General features: G+C 66.3%; 25 protein-coding genes. 16 read left to right on the top strand and 9 right to left on the bottom strand.

Translation table 11 applies throughout. From position 1 onward, the window contains the following. The first annotated feature begins 274 nt into the window (after window positions 1-274). From ATE70_RS08735 to ATE70_RS08680, 12 genes are all read left to right on the top strand, one after another. Complete coding sequence (locus ATE70_RS08735; protein WP_037513506.1) at window positions 275-472, top strand: zinc-finger domain-containing protein; 198 nt, start codon at window positions 275-277, stop codon at window positions 470-472. Window positions 473-656: 184 nt separating this feature from the next. Further along, window positions 657-1148, top strand: a complete 492-nt coding sequence (locus ATE70_RS08730; RefSeq protein ID WP_058800982.1) for a DUF4402 domain-containing protein — start codon at window positions 657-659, stop codon at window positions 1146-1148. Window positions 1149-1190: 42 nt separating this feature from the next. Further along, window positions 1191-2633 (top strand): metalloprotease TldD, encoded by a 1443-nt coding sequence (tldD, locus tag ATE70_RS08725; RefSeq protein WP_058537554.1) that lies wholly within the window; start codon window positions 1191-1193, stop codon window positions 2631-2633. Window positions 2634-2852: 219 nt separating this feature from the next. Next, window positions 2853-4073 (top strand): hypothetical protein, encoded by a 1221-nt coding sequence (locus ATE70_RS08720; RefSeq protein ID WP_058537553.1) that lies wholly within the window; start codon window positions 2853-2855, stop codon window positions 4071-4073. Between the two features lie 80 nt (window positions 4074-4153). Continuing rightward, the gene (locus ATE70_RS08715) at window positions 4154-4555 is read left to right on the top strand and encodes a hypothetical protein (RefSeq protein ID WP_058537552.1); all 402 of its coding nucleotides are present in this window, start codon (window positions 4154-4156) and stop codon (window positions 4553-4555) included. 162 nt (window positions 4556-4717) lie between these two features. Then, window positions 4718-5287, top strand: a complete 570-nt coding sequence (locus ATE70_RS08710; RefSeq protein WP_231732577.1) for a DUF924 family protein — start codon at window positions 4718-4720, stop codon at window positions 5285-5287. A gap of 28 nt (window positions 5288-5315) precedes the next feature. Then, window positions 5316-5876 carry a pyridoxamine 5'-phosphate oxidase family protein gene (locus tag ATE70_RS08705; protein ID WP_058537550.1) on the top strand — a complete coding sequence of 187 codons (561 nt, stop codon included), beginning with the start codon at window positions 5316-5318 and terminating at the stop codon, window positions 5874-5876. Continuing rightward, window positions 5876-6106, top strand: coding sequence for a putative signal transducing protein (locus ATE70_RS08700; protein ID WP_058537549.1), 231 nt, complete (start codon window positions 5876-5878; stop codon window positions 6104-6106). Before ATE70_RS08705 ends, ATE70_RS08700 begins: the two co-directional genes overlap by 1 nt. 18 nt (window positions 6107-6124) lie before the next feature. Further along, window positions 6125-6823: an endonuclease/exonuclease/phosphatase family protein gene (locus ATE70_RS08695; RefSeq protein WP_058537548.1), complete on the top strand. Its 699-nt coding sequence runs from the start codon at window positions 6125-6127 to the stop codon at window positions 6821-6823. Between the two features lie 249 nt (window positions 6824-7072). After that, window positions 7073-7411 carry a P-II family nitrogen regulator gene (locus ATE70_RS08690; RefSeq protein ID WP_037513494.1) on the top strand — a complete coding sequence of 113 codons (339 nt, stop codon included), beginning with the start codon at window positions 7073-7075 and terminating at the stop codon, window positions 7409-7411. Window positions 7412-7428: 17 nt separating this feature from the next. Further along, window positions 7429-8778: an ammonium transporter gene (locus ATE70_RS08685; RefSeq protein WP_058537819.1), complete on the top strand. Its 1350-nt coding sequence runs from the start codon at window positions 7429-7431 to the stop codon at window positions 8776-8778. Between the two features lie 353 nt (window positions 8779-9131). Continuing rightward, window positions 9132-11522: a TonB-dependent receptor gene (locus ATE70_RS08680; RefSeq protein WP_058537547.1), complete on the top strand. Its 2391-nt coding sequence runs from the start codon at window positions 9132-9134 to the stop codon at window positions 11520-11522. A gap of 232 nt (window positions 11523-11754) precedes the next feature. On the opposite strand, the gene ATE70_RS08675 is transcribed toward ATE70_RS08680, so the two are convergent. Beyond that, window positions 11755-12234 carry a hypothetical protein gene (locus ATE70_RS08675; RefSeq protein WP_058537546.1) on the bottom strand — a complete coding sequence of 160 codons (480 nt, stop codon included), beginning with the start codon at window positions 12232-12234 and terminating at the stop codon, window positions 11755-11757. Then, the gene (locus tag ATE70_RS08670; protein ID WP_058537545.1) at window positions 12231-12605 is read right to left on the bottom strand and encodes a VOC family protein; all 375 of its coding nucleotides are present in this window, start codon (window positions 12603-12605) and stop codon (window positions 12231-12233) included. Before ATE70_RS08670 ends, ATE70_RS08675 begins: the two co-directional genes overlap by 4 nt. 96 nt (window positions 12606-12701) lie before the next feature. Here ATE70_RS08670 and ATE70_RS08665 point away from each other — a divergent pair, with 96 nt between their 5' ends. Then, window positions 12702-13244 (top strand): winged helix-turn-helix transcriptional regulator, encoded by a 543-nt coding sequence (locus tag ATE70_RS08665; RefSeq protein WP_058800981.1) that lies wholly within the window; start codon window positions 12702-12704, stop codon window positions 13242-13244. Here ATE70_RS08665 and ATE70_RS08660 read toward each other — a convergent pair. The 4 genes from ATE70_RS08660 to ATE70_RS08645 form a co-directional block, all read right to left on the bottom strand. Beyond that, window positions 13241-14827 carry a GMC family oxidoreductase gene (locus tag ATE70_RS08660; protein WP_058537543.1) on the bottom strand — a complete coding sequence of 529 codons (1587 nt, stop codon included), beginning with the start codon at window positions 14825-14827 and terminating at the stop codon, window positions 13241-13243. The genes ATE70_RS08665 and ATE70_RS08660 overlap by 4 nt on opposite strands. A gap of 187 nt (window positions 14828-15014) precedes the next feature. Further along, entirely contained in the window at window positions 15015-15929 is a 915-nt protein-coding gene (locus ATE70_RS08655; RefSeq protein ID WP_082639508.1) for a sterol desaturase family protein, read from the bottom strand. Further along, entirely contained in the window at window positions 15922-16329 is a 408-nt protein-coding gene (locus tag ATE70_RS08650; protein WP_058537541.1) for a hypothetical protein, read from the bottom strand. Before ATE70_RS08650 ends, ATE70_RS08655 begins: the two co-directional genes overlap by 8 nt. Beyond that, a complete protein-coding gene (locus ATE70_RS08645; protein WP_058537540.1) occupies window positions 16326-16760 on the bottom strand; it encodes a TIGR01244 family sulfur transferase in 435 nt (144 codons plus the stop codon). The genes ATE70_RS08650 and ATE70_RS08645 overlap by 4 nt, the downstream gene beginning before the upstream one ends. Window positions 16761-16864: 104 nt before the next feature. On the opposite strand from ATE70_RS08645, the gene ATE70_RS08640 reads away from it, so the two are divergent. Further along, window positions 16865-17491 carry a GNAT family N-acetyltransferase gene (locus tag ATE70_RS08640; protein ID WP_156419592.1) on the top strand — a complete coding sequence of 209 codons (627 nt, stop codon included), beginning with the start codon at window positions 16865-16867 and terminating at the stop codon, window positions 17489-17491. 12 nt (window positions 17492-17503) lie between these two features. Here ATE70_RS08640 and recQ read toward each other — a convergent pair whose 3' ends face one another. Next, entirely contained in the window at window positions 17504-19291 is a 1788-nt protein-coding gene (recQ, locus tag ATE70_RS08635; protein ID WP_058537538.1) for a DNA helicase RecQ, read from the bottom strand. A gap of 161 nt (window positions 19292-19452) precedes the next feature. Next, window positions 19453-21096 carry a YbaL family putative K(+) efflux transporter gene (ybaL, locus tag ATE70_RS08630; protein ID WP_058537537.1) on the bottom strand — a complete coding sequence of 548 codons (1644 nt, stop codon included), beginning with the start codon at window positions 21094-21096 and terminating at the stop codon, window positions 19453-19455. 231 nt (window positions 21097-21327) lie between these two features. Between ybaL and ATE70_RS08625 the strand changes: the two genes are divergently transcribed. Next, a complete protein-coding gene (locus ATE70_RS08625; protein WP_058537536.1) occupies window positions 21328-22398 on the top strand; it encodes a catalase family peroxidase in 1071 nt (356 codons plus the stop codon). Window positions 22399-22400: 2 nt separating this feature from the next. Then, the gene (locus ATE70_RS08620; protein ID WP_082639507.1) at window positions 22401-23036 is read left to right on the top strand and encodes a cytochrome b; all 636 of its coding nucleotides are present in this window, start codon (window positions 22401-22403) and stop codon (window positions 23034-23036) included. On the opposite strand, the gene ATE70_RS08615 is transcribed toward ATE70_RS08620, so the two are convergent. Then, window positions 23033-24847 (bottom strand): ABCB family ABC transporter ATP-binding protein/permease, encoded by a 1815-nt coding sequence (locus ATE70_RS08615; RefSeq protein WP_058537535.1) that lies wholly within the window; start codon window positions 24845-24847, stop codon window positions 23033-23035. The genes ATE70_RS08620 and ATE70_RS08615 overlap by 4 nt on opposite strands. Window positions 24848-24873: the final 26 nt, after the last annotated feature.

Below are 24873 nucleotides of genomic sequence, written 5' to 3'. Positions count from 1 at the left end.
CTGTGGGGGGAAGACGGCATCGGGGGACCACTTGCACCCGAAAGGGTGCCTGCACCGGTGCCGTCAAAGCCCCACCCAAAGATCCTCCCTGCCGCGCAGCGGTGGGGAGGTGGCAGCGGCGCAGCCGCTGACGGAGGGGCTAAGGACGCGACGTCTCGGCCCCTCCACCATCCGCTTCGCGGACGGTCCCCCTCCCCATCGCTTCGCGACAGGGAGGATCAAGATGCGCAGACCCGATTGCGGGCGCCCGTCCTGCTTGCTATGGGCGCGGTCGATGACCCAGCCCGCACCCGAAACCATCCGCACGCCCAAGACCCGCATCGCCTGCGACGGCACCGGCGATGGCCTCGCCGATGCGGCGCTCGGCCACCCGCGCGTGTGGCTCGAAATCGACACCGACGAGGGTTTCGCCGACTGCGGCTATTGCGACCGCCGCTTCATTCTCATCGGCGGGATCGCCGACAAAGGCTGAACGTCGGCGTTGCCGACAACGCGTGATTCCCGGGCCGGAAGTAAACGGCCGATTCACCAACCCCATGCATCAGTGATGAAGGTCCCGCTGGCATAGGATGTGCCAGACAGGAGCAGAATCTGTGGGGATTCAGGGGACCAGACATAGTCGGGGGGCTACTCGCGCCCTGACCCTCGCTGTGGCAATGGCGAGCGCGGCACTATGCGGACCAGCCTATGCCGCCGACATGCCCGGCACCGCCAACGCGGCGGTCGTCCGCCCGAACACGCTGATCAAGACCGACGATCTCGATTTCGGCACGCTGATCAGCGGCGCGACCGGCGGCACCGTCACGATCAGCCCCGTCACCAACGCGCGCACGACCGGCGGCGGCGTCACCCCGGTCGGATCGGCGGCGCAGCGCGCGGTGTTCCAGGGCACCGGCGGCATATTGCTGATCACCGTATCGGGCAGTACCTCGGTCACGCTCACCCGCGCCGGCGGCGGTGCGGCGCCGATGACCGCGAGCCTTGTGCGCGCCGCGAGCACCAGCGGCGGCGGCATCGCGCTGCTCGGCGGGACGTTGCTGCCGAGCGGGGTCCAGAGCTATTATATCGGCGGCACGCTCACCGTTCCCGCGAACCAGCCCGAGGGCGATTACAGCGGCACCTTCACGCTCACCGTCAATTATCTCTGACGAATCTTTGCGGTCGGCGGGGGCCGCCCCTATATCGCTCCTATGACAAGCCCGACCGATCCCCGCCGCTTCCTCTATCGCGCCGACGCGCTCGACCCCGATCTGGCGCAGGCGCTCGCGCGCGAAGCGCTCGCCAAGGCCGACGACGGCGAGCTGTACCTGCAATATCGCGCGACCGAGAGCTTCGGCTTCGACGACGGCCGGCTCAAGACCGCGGACTATTCGACCGACGCCGGTTTTGGCCTGCGCGCTGTGTCGGGCGAGATGACAGGCTTTGCGCACGCCAGCGACATCAGCGCCGGCGCGATCCGCCGCGCCGCCGAAACGCTCGCGCTGCTCGATCCGTCGAATCAGGCGCACGCCGCGCCGCCGCCGCGCACCAACCGCCATCTCTATGACGAGGCGAACCCGCTCGACCTCATCCCCTTCGCGAAGAAGGTCGCGCTCTGCCAGGAAATCGACGCCGCCGCGCGCGAACGTGACCCCCGCATCGTGCAGGTCTCGGTTGCGCTCGCGGGCAGCTGGTCAGTGGTCGAGATCGTCCGCGCCGACGGCTTCCTCGCGACCGACATCCGCCCGCTCGTCCGCCTCAACGTGTCGATCGTTGTCGAGGAAAATGGCCGCCGCGAAACCGGTTATTTCGGCCTCGGCGGTCGCTATATGTACGACCATCTGTTCGAACCCGCGCAGTGGAACCGCGCGATCGACGAGGCGCTGGCGCAGGCGCTCGTCAATCTGCGCGCGGTCGACGCCCCCGCGGGCGAATTTACCGTCCTCCTCGGCCCCGGCTGGCCCGGCGTGCTGCTCCACGAAGCCGTCGGCCACGGGCTCGAAGGCGATTTCAACCGCAAGGGCACGAGCGCCTTCTCGGGCCGCATCGGCGAACGCGTCGCCGCGCCCGGCGTCACCGTCGTCGACGACGGCGCGATGGACAGCCCGGTCGGCGGCGGCCGCCGCGGCTCGCTTTCGATCGACGACGAAGGCACCCCGACCGGCGAGACGGTGCTGATCGAAGACGGTATCCTCAAAGGCTATATGCAGGACCGCCTCAACGCGCGCCTGATGGGGGTCGAGCCCACCGGCAACGGCCGCCGCGAAAGCTTTGCACATGCGCCGATGCCGCGGATGACCAACACCTTCATGCGCGGCGGCAACGACGATCCCGCCGAGCTTCTGTCGCGCGTCAAGAACGGCATTTTCGCGAAAAGCTTCGGCGGCGGACAGGTCGACATCGTGTCGGGCAAGTTCGTCTTCAGCTGCACCGAGGCGTACAAGATCGAGAACGGCAAGCTCGGGGACTCGATCAAGGGTGCGACCTTGATCGGCGACGGGCCGAGCGTGCTCACCAAAGTCACCGGCATCGGCAACGACATGGCGATCGACGAAGGCATCGGCATCTGCGGCAAAGGCGGACAGAGCGTCCCCGCGGGCGTCGGCCAGCCGACCCTGCTGGTCAACGGGCTGACGGTGGGCGGCACGGCCTGATCCCATATCCGTCATGCCGGGCTTGACCCGGCACCCGCCTTTTCTTCGCGAAGGAAGGCAGGCCCCGGATCAAGTCCGGGGTGACGAAGATTTGCATCGCAAACAACCTGTGATCACCCTCACTTGGCGTTCCGCCCTCCCGCGCATATAGCTTACGCAAACAGAAGAAGAATCGGTCGCATCGTCCGTGGGGGGATCCCCTGCAACAGGGAGGGTAATATGCGTTCGAATCTGCGTTTCGTTTCCGTGGCCGCCGTCGCCGCGGTCCTCGCCGCCGTTCCCGGCTCTGCGCAAAAAACCACCGGCCCCAAAGAGCGTTACGAAATGGACGTCGCGACGATGTCGGGCTTCGCCGCGATGGCGGGCGGCGGCAGGGGCGGCCTCGGCGGCGCGATGGGGATGATGTTCGGCGGCGATCCGTCGAGCAAGGTCGCGCACCAGCTCCTCCTCCGCCTCGGCTCGAATGATGCCGCCACCGCGCCGCCACCGAAGGGCGACCATTTCTTCCTGCCGCAGGCGAAGATGGGCAAGTCGGTCCCGCTGACGACGATCGAGGGCAAGGACGAGCCCGGAACCACCCCGTTCGAACGCCCGAAAGGCCGTCTATTGCTCTATTGGGGCTGCGGCGCGAAGGCGGGGCCAGGCCAGCCGGTGGTGATCGATTTCGCCAAGGTCGCCGCGGGCCAGATGCCGCCTAATCTCTTCTCCAGCGCGGTCCCGGTGATCCGCGAAGTGAGCAAGGCGAATAGCCGTTCCTATGTCGACTGGCCGAACAACAAGGGCGGCAAGCAGCCCGGATCGGGCTCATCGCTGCTCGGCGCGCACCGCGTCGCGAGCAATATCGGCCCCGACATCAACTTTACGCTGGCGCAGGATTATATGCAGGGGCTCAGCGCCTCGACCGCGATCCAGGGCGACCAGTCGGTGATGGTCCGCTGGAACAGCGTGCCGAACGCTACGGGCTATGTCGCGTGGACGATCGGCGGCATGGGCAATGGCGGCGGCAAGAATGACATGGGCGATATCGTCTGGTGGACGAGCAGCGCGTCGAAGGAATTCGGCGGCGGGCTGTGGGACTGGCTGCCGCCATCGGTCGTCGCGAATCTGATCACCAAGAAGATCGTGATGCCGCCAACGCAGACGAGCTGCCAGATCCCCGCAGAGGTCAAGAAAGCGTCGGGCGAAATGCTGATCGGCAACCTCAACGCTTTTGGGCCCGAGGCCAATTTCTCCTATCCGCCCAAGCCCGCGGGCAATGCGGCGTGGAACATCGACTGGACCGCGAAGGTGCGCTTCCGCTCGCATACCATGCTGATGGTCGGTGCCGATTTCGGCGGGATGAGCGGATCGAATATGGGCGGCAGCACCCCGGCCGAACCCGCGAAGAAAAAGAAATGCAAAGGTCCGCTGGGCATCCCGCTTCCCGACGGGGCGTGCTGAAACGGCGGCGAGTCAGCCCCTGTTCACGCACGTTGGCGCAAAAAGGCGCCGGGTAGGGTATGAAAGACAGGAGTCGAACCATGCGTCACCTCATCCCGGCGCTTCTTGCCGCCGCAGCCATCGCGGCAGCCCCCGCCGCCACCGCACGCGAAAAGCTTGCGCCCGAAGATCAGCTTGCCAAGCTGCTCGAAGGGCGCGTCGCGGGCGAACCGCAGGATTGCATCTCGCTCTCGACCGCGCGCAGCTCTCAGATCATCGAGAAGACCGCGATCGTCTACAAGGTCGGCAGCACCTATTGGGTCAACCGGCCGAAGGGCGGGGCCGAATCGCTCGACGATGACGATATCCTCGTCACCAAGACGATCGGCAGCCAGCTGTGCAGCATCGACGCCGTCGAACTGCGCGACCGCACCAGCCATATGTACGCCGGCTTCGTATCGCTCGGCCAGTTTGTGCCGTACAAGCGCGTCAAGGGCGAATAAGCTCGGGCGCGGTTGCGCGCCCTTCGATCCACATTAAAGTCGTCGTCCCGGCGAAGGCCGGGATCTCCACGTTGCGTCAAACCGTTACGTCGAGATCCGGTTTCAGAGTCACGTGCCTCTGAACACCCTTCGCCGGGATGACGCTTGATGGGAACAAAGACCTTGGCCGAAAACGAAAACGCCCCGCCCCCCGCCGACTGGGCGCAGCAACTCCTCGCCTTCTGGTTTGACGAGCATGGCATGGACGACTGGTACGGCGGCGGCACCGAATTCGACGATGCCGTCCGCGACCTGGCAGAAGGCTGGCACGACGCCTTGCGCTCGCAGCCCGCCGAAGCCTTCCTCACCGATCCCGACACCGCGCTCGCCGCGACGATCCTGTTCGATCAGGTGCCGCGCAACATCTATCGCGGTCACGCCGACGCCTTCGCGACCGACGATCTCGCCCGCGCGATCGCGCGCGGCATCGTCGCGCGCGGCTGGCACGAAAACTGGCCCGACGAGCGGCGCCAATTCGCCTGCCTGCCCTTCCAGCATAGTGAGAATATGGACGACCAACGCGAATCGCTGCGCCTGTTCGCCCAGTTCGACGCCCCGATGTTCCAGGATTATGCGCAAAAGCATTTCGACATCGTCGACCGCTTCGGCCGCTTTCCGCATCGCAACGAGGCCCTCGGCCGCGCCACCCGCGCCGACGAGGAAGCCGCGATAGAAGAGGGCAGGAATTGGTGATAGGGCTGGCGCGATACGGAGAACAGTCATGGAATTCACCGATACGCTGACTGACAAGCATATCGCCTTTATCGAAAAACAGCCGGTCTTTTTCACCGCGACGGCCGCCGCCGATGCGCGCATCAACCTGTCGCCCAAGGGCTATGCCGACAGCTTCAAAGTCCTTTCGGACGCGCAGGTCGCCTATCTCGACCTTGGCGGATCGGGCAACGAGACGCACGCGCATCTTGCCGCCGACGGGCGCATCACGATCATGTTCTGCGCCTTCGATCGCACGGCATTGATCCTGCGCATCTATGGCCGCGGCCGCCCCGTGCTGCCGCAGGATGCCGAGTGGGACGCGCTCGCCGCAAACTTCACCCTGCTTCCCGGCACACGCCAGATCTTCGTGATCGATATCGACAGCGTACAGACGAGCTGCGGCTGGGGCGTACCGATGATGGAATTGCAGCACGAGCGCGACACGCTGCAAAAATATCACCGCCAGGCCGACCGCACGCTGTGGGTCGAAAAATTCAAGGAACGCGACCGAAGCATCGACGGCCTGCCGACGCGCCCGACCGACCGTTTCATCGCGGGCGACGCCTGATGCCATTGGTCGAGCTGGTGCGCCTTCCCAACGGCGCCGAGGCCGAGCTGCTGCGCGGCCGGCTCGAGAGCGCCGGCGTCCATGCGGTGTGCTTCGATGCGGGCATGAACATCGCCGAAAGCGTCGGGCTGCTCATCCCCGTCCGCATCATGGTGCTCGACGAGGATTTGGACGAGGCGCAGGCGCTGATCGCCGAATTCGAGTCCGGCGGGAACGGAAACGCGGCCTGAGCGCTTGAAAAACACGTCATGATCAAGGTCGCCAGTTACAATATGCGCAAGGGCATCGGGCTCGACCGGCGCCGCGACCCGGGCCGGGTGCTGTCGGTGCTCGGCGAGCTCGACGCCGATATCGTCGCGCTGCAGGAGGCCGACCGCCGTTTCGGCACGCGCGCGAGCGCGATCCCGCCGCATATGTTCGAGGACCATAGCGATTATGTCCCGGTCGACCTGCTCAGCGGCCGTCCCTATGCGATCGGCTGGCACGGCAACGCGCTGCTCGTGCGCAAGGGCGCCGTGGTCGAGGAAAGCCACGCGCTCCATTTGCCGACGCTCGAGCCGCGCGGCGCCGTCGCGGCGACGGTGCGCATCGGCGATACGCGGCTCCGCGTCGTCGGCATGCATCTCGACATTTCGGGGCTGCGCCGCCGCCAGCAGGCGCGCGCGATCCTGAACCATGTCGCCGAGGGCGAGGAACTGCCGACGATCCTGATGGGCGATTGCAACGAATGGCGGCCGCGCGGCGGCTGCCTCGCCGATTTCGGCGAGCGCCACCGGCTTGTCGACACCGGCCACAGCTTCCACAGCCGCCGCCCGGTCGCAAAGCTGGATCGTATTTTCGCGACCCCCGACCTCGAAGCCGTCGAGGCGGGCGTCCACCAGAGCGCGCTCGCGGCACGCGCGTCGGACCATCTGCCGATCTGGGCGCGATTCAAGGCAGCGGAGTAGAAACCGTCGCCCCCGCGGAGGCGGGGGCCGCGAGAGATGTTACGCAAGGCAGACTGCGGCCCCCGCCTTCGCGGGCGCGACGGCCATTGCCCAAATTTTAGGCAATACGCTGCCTTCCCTGCCCACCGAACGACCGAATAGGTCGCTTACACCGCTCACGCCGTCACAAAATGTTAACTTTCGCGCGCCCCGCGCAATCTGGCACGGCCGTTGCAGTGCAACATGGTGCCATTAGCAAAAGGGGGCGTCATGAAGCTGATCTTGGCCATCATCAAACCATTCAAGCTCGACGAGGTGCGCGAAGCGCTCACCGGTCTGGGCATCGCCGGCATGACCGTGACCGAGGTCAAGGGCTTCGGCCGGCAAAAGGGGCAGACCGAAATCTACCGCGGCGCCGAATATGCCACCAACATGGTGCCGAAGGTGAAGATCGAGCTCGTCTGCGACGATGCGCTTGCACCACGGGTTGTCGAAACGCTGCAACAGACCGCCGGCACCGGCTCGATCGGCGACGGCAAGATTTTCGTCCTCGACGTCGGTCAGGCGGTGCGCATCCGCACCGGCGAGACCGGCGAGGCGGCACTGTAATGACGAAGGGGGAAAACATGACGTTCGCAAAGAAATTTGCGGCGGGCGCCGGGGCCGTCGGCCTCTCGCTGTTCGCCGCGCTGCCCGCCTGGGCGCAGGAAGTCGCCGCGGCGGCACCCGAACCGGTGGTCGCGGCCGTGGTCGACAAGGGCGACACCGCCTGGATGATGACCTCGACCGTGCTCGTGCTCCTGATGATCCTGCCGGGCCTCGCGCTCTTCTACGGCGGTCTGACGCGCACCAAGAATATGCTGTCGACGATGACGCAGATCGGCGCGGCCGCCTGCCTCGCGATGATCATCTGGGTGATCTATGGCTACGGCCTCGCCTTTGGTCCCGAGGGCAATGCCTTCATCGCCTGGGGCAAATTCTTCCTCGCCGGTGTCACGCCCGACAGCCTCGCCGACACGTTCAGCGACGGCTTCAAGCTGCCCGAATATGTGTTCATCAGCTTCCAGATGACCTTTGCCGCGATCACCCTCGCGCTGGTCCTCGGATCGGTCGTCGAACGCATGAAATTCTCGGCGGTGATGGTGTTCGGCGCGATCTGGCTGACGATCGTCTATTTCCCCATCGCGCACATGGTGTGGGCGGCGGGCGGCCTCTTCTTCGAAATGGGCGCGCTCGATTTCGCCGGCGGCACCGTCGTGCACATCAACGCGGGTGTCTCGGCGCTCGTCGCCGCGATGATCCTCGGCAAGCGCATCGGCTACCAGAAAGAAATCATGGCGCCGCACTCGCTGACCCTCACGATGGTCGGCACCGGCATGCTGTGGGTGGGCTGGTTCGGCTTCAACGCCGGCTCGGCGCTCGAAGCCAATGGCTCGGCCGCGCTCGCGATGATCAACACCTTCGTCGCGACTGCCTCGGCCGCGCTGTTCTGGATGCTCGCCGAAAAGCTCGCGGGCCATAAGCCCTCGGCGCTCGGCTTCTGCTCGGGCATCATCGCCGGCCTCGTCGCGGTGACCCCGGCGGCGGGCAATTCGGGGCCGTTCGGCGCCATCGTCCTCGGCGCGGTCGCCTCGCTCATCGCCTTCTATGCGGTGACGGTGCTCAAGCCCAAACTCGGCTATGACGACTCGCTCGACGCCTTCGGCATCCACGGCGTCGGCGGCATCGTCGGCGCGATCGGCACCGCGATCGTCTATGCCCCCAGCCTCGGCGGCCCCGGCGGCGACGATTTTGCGATCGGACCGCAGCTCGTGACTCAGATTTCGGCGGTTGCCGCGACGATCGTCTGGGCCAGCGTCGGCACCGTCATCGCCATCTATGTCGCCAAGCTGCTCACCGGCCTCCGCGTTTCGGAAGAGGTCGAACGCGAAGGGCTCGACCTCGGCGAACATGGGGAGCGCGCCTACAACTACTGACGAGACAGGATACCCGTCGCCGTACGTCTCTCTCCTTTCAAACGGCGGCGGCGGGATCCTACCGAGGTTCCTCCTGCGAACCACTGGCCGGGGCTTGCCCCCGGCCATTTTTTAAGTTTGTGGCCCGAACGGCCACGGGCCGGGACACAGGTCCCGGCCTTTTTTTGTGGCGGGAACGGCCGCGAGCGCGGGGCACAGTCCCGTCCATTTTTGTCATTTTCTTACTGTGGCTGGCGCGCAACATGTCCCGGCCTTTATTTCGCGCAATATTCATGCGCCATTGCGTAATGGAAACAAGAAGCGCACCCTCCCGCCCGGACCAGCGTAGATTGGCCATCAGGAGGAGGATTATCATGAATGCACGAGCATCTATGCTCGCGGGCTTGTCGTGCCTTGCGCTTGCAAGCACCCCGGCAGTGGCGCAGGACGCGCCTGCGAACAGCTATGACGGCAACGAGATTATCGTCACCGCGACCAAGCGCGACGCGAGCCTGCAGGACGTTCCCTTTTCGATCAACGCGCAGACCGAACAGGCGATCGAGCGCGCAAACGCGAGTACGGTCGAGGATCTGTCGCGCAACGTCGCGGGCCTGACGGTCCAGAATCTCGGGCCCGGGCAAAGCCAGGTGTCGGTGCGCGGCGTCTCGGCGGGCCAGATCGCGCGCGACCAGCCGGGCGTGAAGGAACAGGTTGGCGTCTATCTCGACGAATCGGTCGTCTCGCTGTCGCTCTTCACCCCCGACCTCGACCTGTTCGACCTCAACCGCGTCGAGACGCTGCGCGGGCCGCAGGGCACGCTCTTCGGATCGGGTTCGGTCGGTGGCACGCTCCGCTACATTACCAACCAGCCCAATCTCGACGGCATCGAGGGCAAGGTCGAAGGCAATGTGAACCTCGTCGACGGCGACGATTTCGGCGGCCACCTCAAGGGCGCGATCAACCTGCCATTGAGCCCCAATCTCGCGATGCGCGCGGTCGGCTATTATACGCGTTACGCGGGCTTCATTAATGCGCTGCGCGAAGGCGGCGGCGAGAGCGAGGACGTCAACAGCGGCGAACGCTATGGCGGGCGCTTCTCGCTGCTGTGGAAACCTGCCGAGAATCTGTCGATCACCCCGCGCTTCGTCTATCAAAAGGTCAAGACCGACGGCTTCAACCGGCAGGAGGTCTATAACCTCTTCGCCAACCAGTTCACGACGACGCGGCCGCAGGTGACCTTCAAGGAACGCCAGCAATATCTGCTGCTCGACGAGGCGTTCGAGGATGAGGTCAAGCTCTTCGACCTGACAATGAGCTATGATGGTGACGTGATCGGCGTGACGTCGGTGACGACCTACACCGATCGCGACATCCTCGTCAGCCGCGACGCGAGCGCGCTGACGGGCAGCGTTTCGGCCGACCTCGGTTTTCCGGTTGCGGGCATATTGTTGCCCTCGAACCTTGTCGACACCACAGGCGTCAAGCAATTCACGCAGGAATTGCGGGTGAACTCGGCGGGAACCGGCCCCTTCCAGTGGCTCGTCGGCGGCTATTATGCCAACGTCAAACGTGACTATACCCAGCGCCTTCCGACGCCGGGTTATGACGTGTTCACCGATGCAAGGTTCGGCGCGGGCACCTCGGCGGCGCTCGCCAACGGCTTTGGTCCCGATTCGCCCTATAACGCCGACATCCCTTATGACCTGTCGCAGATCGCTATTTTCGGCGAGCTGAGCTACGACCTCACCGAAGCCTTCACCGCGACGCTCGGCGGTCGTTATTATGCTTTCGACGAAAGCCGGCGTTTCGTATCGGGCGGGCTATTCCCCAACGGCGACAATGCCCGCGACAAGACCTCGTCGACCGGCTTCTCGCCGCGCTTGCTGCTCAGCTATGATGTCGCCGACGGCATCACGCTCAACGCGCAGGCGTCGAAGGGCTTCCGCCTCGGCGGCGTCAACGATCCGCTCAACCTGCCGCTGTGCGACGGCGGCGTGCCGAACGGCCCCGACGCGCAGACCTTCAGCGGCCGCCCGCGCTACGACGACGAAACCTTGTGGAACTATGAAGGCGGGGTGAAGGCGCAGTTCGGTGGCATCACCTTCAACGCCGCCGGCTTCTATACCAAGATCAACAATCTGCAGGTCACCGCCGATGCCGGCAGTTGCTCGTCGCGTATCGTGTTCAACGCCGACGCGCATACGATGGGGCTCGAGGTCGAGCTGTCGGCCAGCCCGTTCACCGGGCTCGATCTCGGGCTGTCGGGCAGCTATGTCGAGGCCGAATTCGATTCGACGCTCACACGCCCGAACGGGACGGTGATCGAGGGCATCCGCGAGGGCAACCGCCTGCCCTCGGTGCCGAAGTTCCAGATGGCGGCGAACGCGACCTACAGCTTCCCGATCGATGCGTCGTCGGACACCAACGCCTTCGTCACCGCATCCTTCCAGCATGTCGGCAGCCGCTATACCCAGCCCGGCGATCAGGAAAACAACCCGCGGACCTTCGTCCACGGCTTCACCTTTGGCGGCGCGCCGATCGGTTCGGCGACGACGCTCGACCTCAAGCTGCCCGATTATCAGCTGGTGAACCTCGGCGCAGGGATCGAGTTTCCGAACGAGTTCGAAATCTCGGTCTATGTAAACAATCTGCTCGACGAAAATGCGCTGCTCGCCTTCGACCGCGAACGCGGCGGCCGCGCGCGGCTCGGCTTTGCAACGAACCAGCCGCGCACCTTCGGCGTCACGGTTCGCAAGGGCTTCTGACGGGGAGAGATGGGCCGGGCGCGGACGCGTTCCGGCCCATTTTCAGGCGCTGAAATGTTGCACAAAATTTGCGCAGCATTGCCGCAATTTAAGCCTTCCCATCATGACATTAATATGGCATTCATTGCGTCAACAGTTTCAGGAGGGGAGAGCCTGAAAGGCTGGGCCGGGACGCAAGTCCCGGCCCTCTTTTTTTGTGCGCAACACAGATGCTGCCCAAAATCGGCAGTTTTCAGCGATTTGTGCGCGCATAGCGCAGCATGGCGAAGATGCGCCAGCTGCCGTCGTCCTGCAGAATCGAATCGCTGACGAGGAGTCTTCCGTCCGCTTCAAGGACATAAGTCGACCGGCCGATTTCGACATCGGCGCTGCCCCAATGCGTCCACCATTTCGCCGCATTCACCCCGCCGACCACCGCGCGCGTTCCGCCATAGCTGTCGGTCCATTTTCCGCGCACGCGCCCCTTCGTGTCGAAGGCGTACGTCGCCTCGGCCGAATAGGCGATCGGCGGCGTGCCCGCGATGCGCAGACGATAGGCGAGCGTCGTCGCCTCGCCCGCGCCCGGTGCGATGTCGAGCGTCGCCGTCGCGGGCTTGCCGAACGCCTCGCCCTCACCGGCCCAGCTGCCATGCCAGGCGGCGAGCGACGGGGCTTCGGCGGCGGGCGCGGCCGGCGCCATCAGCGCCGCCGCCGCCCACCAGAGCGATGTCATGCCGCGATCTCGGACTGCGAGAACATGAAGGCGTTGCCGTCGGGATCGTAAAAAGTGAGCAATTTCACCAACCCCGGAATATGCTGGATATCGCCATCCTGCCGCACACCCTCGGCATCGAGATGCACTTTCGCCTCCTCGATGTCAGCCACCTCGAACACATTGGTCGCGCCGCCGCCCTGCACGACCGCCTCGACCTGGCTGAGCCCGATATTCACCCCCGCCATCGGCGTCTTGAGCTCGCACCAGCCGAGCTCGTCGGCGCGGTAGAGCAGCTCGCACAACATCACGCGCTCGTACCAGGCGATCGACGCGGTCATGTCCTTGACCCCCATCGAACAGGTGAGCTCGGATCCGATCTGAAGCGCCATGCCATTCCTCCCTTTTCGCGAAGCACCGAGCCGCGCGGAGAATCGCATGGCCCATATCGCTTGCCTCAATGGTCTGGTTTGTATAGTTAGTTGCAAATGCCGTCAACCGCGTCCGACCCCGTGCTGATTCAGCTCGGCAGCCATCGCTGGCTGGTGCCGCTGCTCGCCGATCTGGCGGCACACAAGGGCGCGCGCTTCGTCGAACTGATCCACCGCCTCGGACTCTCGCGCGACAGCCTCACGCGCACGCTGGAGGCCGCGGCGACGATCGGCTGGGTGGCGCGCAACTCCGGTCACGGCCACCCGCTCCGTCCCGAATATATCCTGACCGAAGCCGGCGCCGCCGCCGCCGCACGCGCCGCAACGATTAGCGAGGCGCAAGCGGCAATTGACCTGCCACCCGGTGCCGCGACGCGCTGGGGACTTCCGCTCGTCGTCGGGATCGGCGCGGGCCACGACCGCTTCAACGCACTGTCGCGCCTGCTGACCCCCGCCACCCCGCGCGCGCTGTCGCAGGGGCTGACCGCGCTTGGCAAGCACGGGCTGGTGACGCGCGAAATACTCGATATGCGTCCGCCGGCGAGCCGTTATGACCTCACGAAAAGCGGCGCGCTGCTGGCCGCAGCGTGCACCGCCTAGTTCAGCGCCGCCTTCACGAAATCGGCCGCCCGCTCCCCGATCATGATGCTCGGCGCATTGGTGTTCCCCGACACCAGCCGCGGCATGACGCTCGCATCGGCGACCCACAGCCCGTCGATGCCGTTCAGCTTCAGCGTCGGATCGACCACGGCATCGGCGTCGCTCCCCATCCGGCATGTGCCGACAGGGTGATAGACGGTGTCGGCGCGACTGCGGATCAGCGCGTCGAGCGCGGCATCATCGTCGAGGTCCACCGGATGGCGGTCGGCCCCTGCATAATCCGCCAGCGGCGGTGCCGCCGCGATCCGGTGCATCATCCGCACGCCCGCCCGCAAGGTCGCCATATCGCGCGCATCGGTCAGAAAGCCCGGATCGATCGCAGGCGCCGCCGCGGCATCGGACGACGCCAGCCGCACCGTCCCGCGGCTCTCGGGCCGGAGCACGCAGGCGTGGCACGAAAAGCCATGCCCCTTCACCTTGGTGCGCCCGTGATCCTCGAGCATCGCGGGCACGAAATGATATTGGATGTCGGGCGCGGGCAGGTCGGGCCGCGATTTCCAGAAGCCCCCCGCCTCGGCGAAACAGGTCGTCATGATCCCGCTGCGTTTCGTCCGGTGCTCGAAGATCGCCTTCACCATCCGCCAAGTGCCGCCGGCGCTGTCGCCGAACGGCTCGGTCGAGCGCGTCTCCCAGCTCGACACATAATCGATATGATCCTGCAAATTCGCACCGACGCCTTCGCGGTCGAGGGTCACCTCGATCCCCTTGTCCTTCAGGTGCGCGCCCGGCCCGATACCCGACAGCATCAATATCTGCGGGCTGTTGAAGGCGCCCGCCGAGAGAATCACGCCGCCGCGCGCGCGCAGCGTCTCGCGGTTGCCGCCGCGCCGGATCACCACCCCCGTCGCGCGCCCCTCCTCGATCAGGATTTTCTCGACCAGCGCCCCCGTGCGCACCGCGAAATTGCCGTGCGCGCGGAGCGGTTCGACATAGGCGCGCGCCGCCGACCAGCGTTCGCCCGCCTTCTGCGTCACCTGATAAAGGCCAAAGCCTTCGTTGCTCGGGCCGTTGAAATCGGCCGTGCGCGGCAATTGCAGCGACGCCGCGCTCTCGACGAAGCGCCGGCTCGTCACATTGGGCCAGCGCTGGTCCATCACATTGAGCGGCCCGCCGCCCCCGTGGAATTCGTCGCCGCCGCGCTCATTGCCTTCGCTCCGCTTGAAGAAAGGCAGCACGTCGGCATAGCTCCACCCCGTCGCGCCGAGCGCCGCCCACTGGTCGTAATCGAACTGGTGCCCGCGAATATAGACCATCGCGTTGATCGCGCTCGACCCGCCGAGTCCGCGCCCGCGCGGCTGATAGCCGGTGCGCCCGTTCAGCCCCCCCTGCGGCACCGTCTCATATTTATAGTTCGAGCTGTTCCGGATGAAGGGCATGAACCCCGGCGTCTTGATCAGCATATTGTCGTTGCGCCCGCCCGCCTCGACCAGACAGACGGTACGCTTGCCGTCCTCGGCCAGCCGCCCCGCCGCCGCGCTCCCCGCGCTGCCGCCGCCGATGACGATGATGTCGAACTGATCCATGCTTGCGACTCTCCCTCGCGCCGCCTGCTGGCGGTCGCCCGGGTGCTTACATGAATGTCATTAGGGGGCGAGGCAAGGGGGCTGATACCCTTCACCGTTCGCATCGAGCGAAGTCGAGATGCCCATCGATCGCGCGCGCCCTCACGGTGTCTCGACTTCGCTCGACACGAACGGGTTTAGGACAGCTCTACTCCGCCGGTTCTTCCACCGGCCGCCCCGCCGCCCAGCGTTCCTTGATCATCGCGCTCGTCGCGCGGCTGCCGTCGTGGCTCCAGCCGGGTTCGCGCCACATATAATCGAGCTTGTGCCGCCACGGCGCGTGCCAGACGTCCTTCGCGATCCCGACCCATTCGTGCACGGCGGCCCAGAGGATGTTGAAGCTGCCGAGTTGCTTGACGATGCCGTAGCGCACCGGTTCGTCGTCGCGTTCGGGCACGAAGCTGCCGAACATCTTGTCCCAGATGATGAACACGCCCGCATAATTGGCGTCGAGATAGCGCGGGTTCACGCCATGATGGACGCGGTGGTGCGACGGGGTGTTCATCACCGCCTCGAACCATCGGGGCAGCCGCCTGATCGCCTCGGTATGGATCCAGAACTGGTAGATCAGGTTGAGCCCCGCGCAGAAGAACACCATCGCGGGCGGAAAACCGATCAGGAAGAGCGGCAGGCGGAACAGGAAGGTCAGGCTGAAAAAACCCGTCCACGTCTGCCGCAGCGCGGTCGAGAGATTATAATGTTGCGAGCTGTGGTGGATCACATGGCTCGCCCAGAACCAGCGCACGCGGTGCGCGCTGCGGTGGAAGGCGTAATAGGCCAGATCGTCGAGGAAGAAGCAGAGGACCCACGCCCACCACCAGCGGCTGAATTCGATCCCGATGTCGAACAGGCGGAACTGGTACACAAACACCGACATGCCGATCACCGCCGCACCGACGAGCGCGCCCGCAACCTGGCTCACCGTCCCAAGCATCAGCGACGTCAGCGTGTCGCGCGCCTCGTACCGGCTCTTGTCGGCGCGCAGCGAGATGAGCATCTCGGCGATCAGCAGCAGGATGAAGGCAGGAACGGCGTAGACGACGGGATCGGGCAGCTTATCCACGGCTGAACTCGCGCATCCGGCTGGCCCACATCCCCGCATCCTTCCCCAATTGCAGCGTCACCGCGCCGAATGTCCGCTCCGGCGTCGTCAGTGTCAGGAAATCCTTGTCGAGCCGCCCGATCACGCTGGCATCGACCGGCCGCGCGGCAAAGAAATTGCCATGCGCGCGAACCAGCATCATCCGTCCCTCGGCATTGCGCACGATCGCGGCAAAGCCCGCGCGGTCGCGCGCGACCTCGATGCCCCTGAAACCGGCTTCGGCCTCTTCGGCCAACCGGATGGCATGTTCGGCGTCCGCAATCCGCGGGTCACTGCCCAACCCGATCTTCCCGACCAGCCAGGCGACGAAAACCACCGCGACCAGCGATGCGCCCAGCTGGATCAACTCGGCCTGATTCATTTTTCCCCCGCGAGCGCGTCCAGCATCGGTCGCAACCCACTGAGATCATAGCCCGCATTCGCGGCTGCCTCGGCGATGCCATCGACATCGTCACCCGCGCGCGCGCGGGTCAGCGCCCACAGATGCGTCGAGCGCGTGCCCGACCGGCAATAAGCGAGGATCGGCCCCGTCGCATCGCCGAGCAGTTTGTCGAGCGCATCGATCTGCGCATGGCTGAAACCCGCATGGCCGATCGGGATCGCGGCATAGGCCAGCCCCTCGGCCGCCGCGGCGTGCGCGATATCGCCGCCCTGCGGCGCCGAAGGCTCCTCACCATCGGGACGATTGTTGATCAGCATCGCAAAGCCCGCGGCTTTCGCCTCGGCGACATCCTCGATGCTGATTTGCGGGGCGACGCTATAGTCGGCGGACAGGGTTCGAAAATCGCTCATGCCGTCGATCTACTCCTGCCGCGCGCTTGCTGACAAGCATGAAGGTGGGGCACGAAGGCGCGTTGTCACTTTCCTTGCCGCGCGCATCACCTATGGTCGCGACCATGAACGAACATTTCGATTGGGCCTTCGGTTACTGCGCGGCCCGTGAATACGCCCAACCTGTTGCCGCCACGCTTCCCTCGGCGCTGTGGTTCGATGTCGGCAAGCCCGACCAGGCCGGCCGCTTCATCCTCGGGAATGCCTCGGGCGACGCCGCCGCCGCCGCCTTCGCTGCCGTTGATGCGCCCCACATCTATGTCGACTTCGCGGCCCCGCGCGATGCGATTCTCCAGCATATTCCGCCAAATTGGCAGCCGCGCGATCCGATGTGGCTGATGGCGACCGGAACTGACATGCCGCCGGCGCGGCCCACGCCCGATTTCATATTCGAGGTCGATGAAAGCGCCGACCGTTTCGAGGCGATCGCTAGGCATGCCGACGGCTCGCTCGCGGCGCGCGGCGTCCTCGGCATCCACGGCACCACCGCCGTCTATGACCAGATCGTGACCGAGGCGCAGTTCGGCCGCCGCAGGCTCGGCTCGGCGATCATGGCCGAACTCGGCCGCTGCGCCCTTCGCCGCGGCGCCACCGACTGCCTGCTGGTCGCCACAGCCGACGGCAAGGCGCTTTACGAACGGCTCGGCTGGACGCTGCGCAGCGACATCGTTTCGGTCATTTCGCCGGGCTAGCCGACGATCGGCTCAAAATTGCCGGATCACGCCCAGGAACGCGTCGCCCCACGCCTCGAGCTTCTTGCCGCCGACGCCGGGGATGTCCGCCAGCGCGCTCCGCGTCGCGGGCCGCCCGCTCGCCATCGCGCGGAGCACCGCGTCGTGGAAGATGACATAGGGCGGCACCCCGGCTTCGGCCGCCAGTTCGCGCCGCATCGCGCGCAGCGCATCGAACAGCGGATCGCCGACGGGGTTCGCCGCCGCGCGGTCGGCGCGGCTCGTCCGCCCACCCTCGCGCTGCGTCCGCTTCACCGGCGGTTCGGCCATCAGCACCGCGGTCTCGCCCTTCATCATCGCGCGCGCCGCCGGGCCGAGCATCAGCCCGCCATGCTCGGTGGTGTCGAGCGCCTCGCGCGCCATCAGGCTGCGCACCAGCGGCTTGATCAGCCGCGCTTCCTCGCCCGCGACAATCCCGAACACCGACAATTTGTCGTGCCCGCGGCTCGCGATCCGCTCGTCGCTGCGCCCGGTCAGCACCGCCTCGATATGCCCCGCGCCAAAGCTCTGCCCGGTGCGATAGACCGCCGAGAGCAATTTCTGCGCCAGTACGGTCGCATCGACCTGCGCCGCGGGCTCGAGGCAATTGTCGCAATTGCCGCAGCGCTCGGGCGGACTCTCGCCAAAGTGCCGCAGCAGCAATGCGCGACGGCATTCAACCGTCTCGACCAGCGCCGCGAGCGCGTTGAGCCGCACCCGCTCGCCCGCAACGCGCCCCTCGGGCAGCTCCGAAAGACGCATTCTTGCACGTGCGAAATCGTCGGCGCCCCACAGCATCATCGCCTCGGCGGGGTCGCCGTCGCGCCCAGCGCGCCCCGTTTCCTGATAATAGCTCTCGATCGATTTCGGCAGGCCAGCGTGCGCGACGAAGCGCACGTCGGGCTTGTCGATCCCCATGCCGAAGGCGACCGTCGCGGTGACGATGCCGTCCTCCGACGCAACGAAATCATGCTGCACCCGCGCGCGCCGCTCGGGGTCGAGCCCCGCGTGATAGGCGGCGACGCTGCGCCCCGTCGCCGCCGCGATCTGCTCGGCGAGCCGCTCGGTGCCGTTTCGCGTCGGGGCATAGACAATCCCCGGTCCCGGATTGGCAGCGATGAAATCGACCAGCTGCTTCGCGGGGCTCACGCGCGGACGCACCGCATAGCGAATGTTCGGCCGGTCAAAGCCCGCAAGGATCAGCCCGTCGGCCGGGATGCCGAGCTGGACGAGAATATCCTCGCGCGTGTGCTTGTCGGCGGTTGCGGTCAGCGCGAGCCGCGGCACCGCCGGAAACGCGTCGAGCAAAGGCCGCAGCAAGCGGTAATCGGGGCGGAAATCATGCCCCCATTCGGAAACGCAATGCGCCTCGTCGATCGCGAACAGCGCCGGCGTCTGCGCCTCGAGCAAGGTACGAAACCCCTCGCCCGTCGCGCGCTCGGGCGCGACGTACAAGAGGTCGAGCTGGCCGTCGCGATACGCCTGCCGCGTCTCGGCCCAGTCGGCATCGACGCTGGTGAGGCTCGCGGCGCGAATCCCCGCCGCGCGCGCGCCGCGCAGCTGGTCGTGCATCAATGCGATCAGCGGCGACACGACAACGACACAGCCGTTCAGCGCGACCGCGGGCAGCTGGTACGTCAGCGACTTGCCCGCCCCCGTCGGCATCACCGCGAGCGTCCGCGCGCCCGCCATCACGCGATCGACGACCTCGCCCTGGCGGCCACGGAAGGCGTCGAAACCGAAAGTGGATTTGAGCAAAGGGAGGAGAGCGTCGGCGGACATTGCGATGGCGATAGGAAGTTTGGGGGAGCGGGGGAAGCCCCGACCTCAACCATTTCAATCCTTTTCCGTTCGCATCGAGCGAAGTCGAGATGCCTCTCGACCTTGCGCGACGCCGATAGGTGTCTCGACTTCGCTCGACACGAACGGAACTGAAGGCTGGTCTAAGCCAGCGTCAGCATCGCCCGCTCGGCCATCCGCGACGCGGTCTCGCGCTCGGCCATCACGACATGATCGGCGCCGCGCCGCACCAGATCGTCGACCTCCTCGTCCGAATGCGCGCGCGCGACGATCACCAGCTTGGGATTGATCGCGCGCGCGCGCCGCACGATCGCGCCCGCCTCGACCCCTTCGGGGATCGCGATCAGCAACGTCGACGCGGTGTCGATCCCCGCCTGCCGCAATATGCTTTCCTTCGTCGCGTCGCCGACGATCACCGTCGCCCCCGCTTCGCGCGCCGCCGCGGCCATATCCTTCTGGTCCTCGATCACCGTCAGCCCCTCGCCGCGCCCGCAGATCAGGCTGCCGATATGGCTGCCGACGCGGCCATAGCCGATCAGCACGACGCCGGCGTTGCACGGCGCGGGCGCAACCTCGCCCTCCGCCTCCGCTTCTTCCTCCTCGGCCTCCGCGTCGCGCATATATTTTACCGCGAGCGAGAAGAGGATCGGGTTGAACAGGATCGACAGCAAGGACCCCGCGAGGATCAGGTCGCGCCCCGTTTCGGGCAGCACTTTCAGGCCCACCCCCAGCCCCGCGAGAATGAACGAAAATTCGCCAATTTGCGCAAGGCTGACCGACACCGTCAGCGCGGTCCCCGAATGATGCCCGAAGGCACGGACGAGCGCGTAGGCGGCGACCGACTTGCCGAGAATGATGATCGCCACCGTCGCCAGCACCGGCCCCGGCTGTTCGACGAGCACCTTGGGATCGAAGAGCATGCCGACCGACACGAAGAACAGCACCGCGAACGCATCGCGCAGCGGCAGCGTCTCTTCGGCGGCCCGCCGCGACAGCTGCGTTTCGCCGAGGATCATGCCCGCGAAGAAAGCGCCCAATGCAAACGACACGTCGAAAATCACCGCCGCGCCGAACGCGACCCCGAGCGCGATCGCGAGCACCGCGAGGCGGAACAGCTCGCGCGACCCCGAATGCGCGACCCAGTGGAGCACCCACGGCAACACCCGCCGCGCGATCACGAACATGAAGGCGCCGAAGCCGACGACCTTGAGCAGCACGATCGCCGCCGATTGCAGCAGCCCCGCGCTCCCGCCCTCATCGCCGCGGTCGCCGAACATCGCGGGCAACAGCACGAGCGCGAGCACCATCACGAGATCCTCGACGATCAGCCAGCCGACCGCGATCCGCCCCTTTTCGGTCTCGACCATGTCGCGCGCCTGCAGCGCGCGGAGCAGCACGACGGTCGACGCGACCGACAGCGCCAGGCCAAAGACGATGCTGCCCTCGACCGGCCAGCCGAGCCACAGCCCGAGCATCATGCCGAGCGCGGTCGCGACCGCGATTTGCGCGATCGCTCCCGGCACCGCGATCTTGCGCACCGACAGCAGGTCTTTCAGCGAAAAATGCAGCCCGACCCCGAACATCAGCAGGATCACCCCGATCTCGGCAAGCTGGAGCGCGAGCCCGGTGTCGGCAACGATCCCCGGCGTAAACGGCCCGACGAGCACCCCCGCAAGCAGATAGCCCGCGATCGGCGATATCCTGAGCCGGTGCGCCAGCGCCCCCATCAGGAACGCCACACCCAGCCCGGCGACGATGGTTCCGATCAGGCTGGTGTCATGCGGCATGATCCATGCCTAGGGGTCGGAAGCGCAGGGGGTCAAGTTCGCGCGACACAAAATGTGAGCCCCCGCCCACTCACCTTGGCGACGATCAAACAGGCGCCGCGCCCCTGCGGGCCGTAACGCAGCTCTGATCCGTAATTTTCCGGCACGGGGTAACTTTCGCGTCGCACCGTCCGAAAGCTGACCAAGAGTCCATCGCTGCCGTCCCAGGCGCCCGATCGCAAGGATCCCACCGTGACCAAGCCGCGCCCATCCCGCCTGACCATCGCCGCGATCGTGGCGGCCCCGCTTGCCCTGTTGGCGGGTTTTGCCTGGGCCGGCGGATGGATCGGTTCGCCGCGCGTCGGCGGGAAAACAATCGCCGACGCCCTCGAATTCAACGCCGGACGGCAGGCCGGCTATCGCCGCGCCCATGCGAAAGGGCTGTGCTTCACCGGCCAGTTCGAGGCGAGCGGCAAGGCGGCAAGGCTATCCGCGGCGCCGCAACTTGCGCCCGGCCGCTACGCGGTGACCGGCCGATTTTCGACCGGGGGCGGCAACCCCTTTGCGACCGACGGCCGCAATGTCTTTCACGCGATGGCGTTGCAGCTGGCCGGACCCGACGGTCAGATCTGGCGCATGGCAATGGACCATGTGCCGATCTTTCCCGTGGCGACGCCCCAAGCCTTTGTCGCACTCCAGCACGCAACGCGCCCCGATCCCGCGACCGGGAAACCCGACCCCACCGCGATGAAGGCCTATCTTGCAAGCCATCCCGAAACCCGGGCCTATCAGGACTATATTGCGGCCGCGCCGCTGCCCGACAGCTTCGCCAACGGCACCTATTACAGTATCAACGCGTTTCGCTTTGTCGACAGCGCGGGCACGTCGCACGCGGTTCGCTGGGCGTTCGAACCCGAAGCGCCCTTCGCTGCGCTCGACAAGGCCACGCTCGCCAGCCTGCCCACCGACTATCTGTTCGACGAGTTGCAGAGCCGGCTCGCCAAGGAATCCTTGCGCTGGCGGATGATCGTAACGGTCGCGGCGCCGGGGGACGAAACCGACAATGCGACCATCGCGTGGCCCGCCGCGCGGCCACGGATCGATGCAGGCACGCTGACCATCGTGCGCGCGGAGCCCGAAGAGAGCGGCGCGTGCCGCGACATCACCTTCGACCCCACGATCCTTCCCGACGGTGTGGCCCTGTCCGACGACCCGCTGCTGGCCGCGCGATCGGCCGCCTATGCCGCCTCGTTCCGGCGGCGCGCGATCGAGGCGCCGGGGCCAAGCGCGGCTGGCAAGGCGCTGCCAGGGGGGGCACGCTGATCATGCCACATCGATTCCCCCTCCCGATCCGCCTGCTCCACTGGACAATGGCCGCGCTGATCATCGCGATGCTGTTCATCGGCGTCGCCATGGTCTCGACCGCAGGCCCCGCCTATACCGCGCTCCTCGCGCTGCATCGCCCGCTTGGCATCGCCATCCTGCTGCTCGCCGGCATCCGCCTCGCGCTGCGCATCGGCACGCGGGCACCGGCGCTGCCCGACGACCTGCCCCGCATCCAGCAACGCGCGGCGCGCGTCTCGCACGTCCTGCTTTATCTGGCGATGATCGGTTTGCCGATCATCGGCTGGGCGATGCTTTCGGCCGGCAGCTATCCCGTCCGCCTCGGCGCCGGGCTGGTCCTCCCGCCCATCCTGCCGCCCGACGCGCTCGTCTTTGGCGGGCTGCGCCAGCTTCATGCACTGGTCGCCTTCGCCTTTTTCGCGCTGATCCTCGGTCATCTGACCGTCGCGCTGATCCACGGTTTCGTCCGCCGCGACGGCGTGCTTGCGACGATGGGTTTTGCACGAAGCGCCAGTACCGAACCGGCCGCGCCCGGCGACGGCGATGGTCGGGGCGATGCCGTCGACAGCACCGACGCGCCGGCCCCCGGCGACGTCGAAGGCGCGCCGCCGCCCTAAACCGTCCCCTCTTCCTTCTCCGCCTGCTGCCGCGCCCACATGTCGGCGTAAAGCCCGCGCATCCGCAGCAGCTGGTCGTGCGTGCCGGTTTCGGCGACACGCCCCTTGTCGAGCACCACGATCCGGTCGGCGCCCGTCACCGTCGACAGCCGGTGCGCGATCACCAGCGTCGTGCGCCGCGCGGCGATGCGTTCGAGCGTGTCCTGGATCGCCGCCTCGGTGCGGCTGTCGAGCGCGCTCGTCGCTTCGTCGAGGATCAGCACCGGCGGGTTCTTGAGCAAGGTGCGCGCGATCGCGACGCGCTGCTTCTCGCCGCCCGACAGTTTTAACCCGCGCTCGCCGACTTCGGTATCATAGCCCTGCGGCAGGATCGCGATGAAGCCGTCGATCGCCGCGCCCTCGGCCGCCGCCGCGATTTCATCCGCGCTGGCGCCTTCGCGGCCATAGGCGATGTTGTAGCCGATGCTGTCGTTGAATAGCACCGTGTCCTGCGGGACGATGCCGATCTCGGCGCGCAGGCTTTTCTGCGTGACCTTGGCGATATCCTGCTCGTCGATCATGATCCGTCCGCCCTGCGGGTCATAGAAGCGGAAGAGCAGCCGCGCGATCGTCGACTTGCCCGCGCCCGACGGGCCGACGATCGCCAACGTCTCGCCCGCGCCGACCGCGAAGCTCACGCCGTTCAAAATCGTGCGGTCGGGCTCGTAACCGAAAACGACATTCTCGAATGCCACCGCGCCGCCGTTCACGACGAGCGGCCAGGCATCCGGGGCATCGCTGATTTCGGACGGGGTGTCGATCAGCCGGAACATCGCCTCCATGTCGATCAGCCCCTGGCGGATCACGCGATAGACCATGCCGAGCATGTCGAGCGGGCGGAAGAGCTGCGCGAGCAAAGTGTTCACCAGCACGACGTCGCCGACCTGGAATTGCCCCCGCGACCAGCCCCACACGGTGTACGCCATCGCGCCCGCGAGCGCGATATTGGTGATCAGGCTCTGCCCCATATTGAGCCACGCGAGGCTGTTCTCGCTCTTCACCGCGGCGCGCGCATATTGGTCGGCGACGTCGCGGTAGCGCGCTTCCTCGCGCGCCTCGGCGCCGAAATATTTGACCGTTTCGTAATTGAGCAGGCTGTCGACGCTGCGCCCGATGGTCAGCGTGTCGAGGTCGTTCATCCGCGTGCGCAGCGCGTTGCGCCAGTCGGTCACCTTGCGCGTGAAGATGATATAGACGACGACCATCAACGCGGTCGCGCTGGCCAGCCCGAAACTGAACTTGGTCCAGAAAATGATGAGCACCGCGAGCAGCTCGACGATCGTCGGCGCGATGTTGAACAGCAGGAAATAGAGCATCGTGTCGATGCTCTTCGTGCCCCTTTCGATCACCTTGGTGACCTCGCCCGTCCGCCGCGCGAGGTGGAAGCGCAGGCTCAGCGCATGCAGGTGGCTGAAGGTCGTGATCGCGAGTTCGCGCGTCGCATCCTGCCCGACGCGTTCGAACACGACATTGCGCAAATTGTCGAACAGCACTCCGGCAAAGCGTGCGCCGGCGTAAGCGAGGACGAGCCCGATCGCGAGCGCGACGCCTTGCTCCATCCCCGGCGCCATCCGGTCGATCGCGGCGCCATAGAGGAAGCCCATCGACAGCTGCACGCCCTTCGACGCGAGCACGATGAGGCCCGCGAGGACAATGCGGACCTTCGCCTCGGTCTGCCCCGCCGGCCACAGATAGGGCAGGAAGCGCCGCAGCGTCGCAAGGACGGGCGGCTCACGCGAGGCGTCGGCGGAAGTGGAGGTGTCAGGCGGCATGCGCGCCCCATGTAGGGGCGATATGC

It is taken from the genome of Sphingopyxis sp. H053, from assembly GCF_001468225.1.
GTDB lineage: Bacteria > Pseudomonadota > Alphaproteobacteria > Sphingomonadales > Sphingomonadaceae > Sphingopyxis.
The sequence above is the reverse complement of the archived record's forward strand: the minus strand, read 5'-3'. Positions and strand labels throughout refer to the sequence as shown.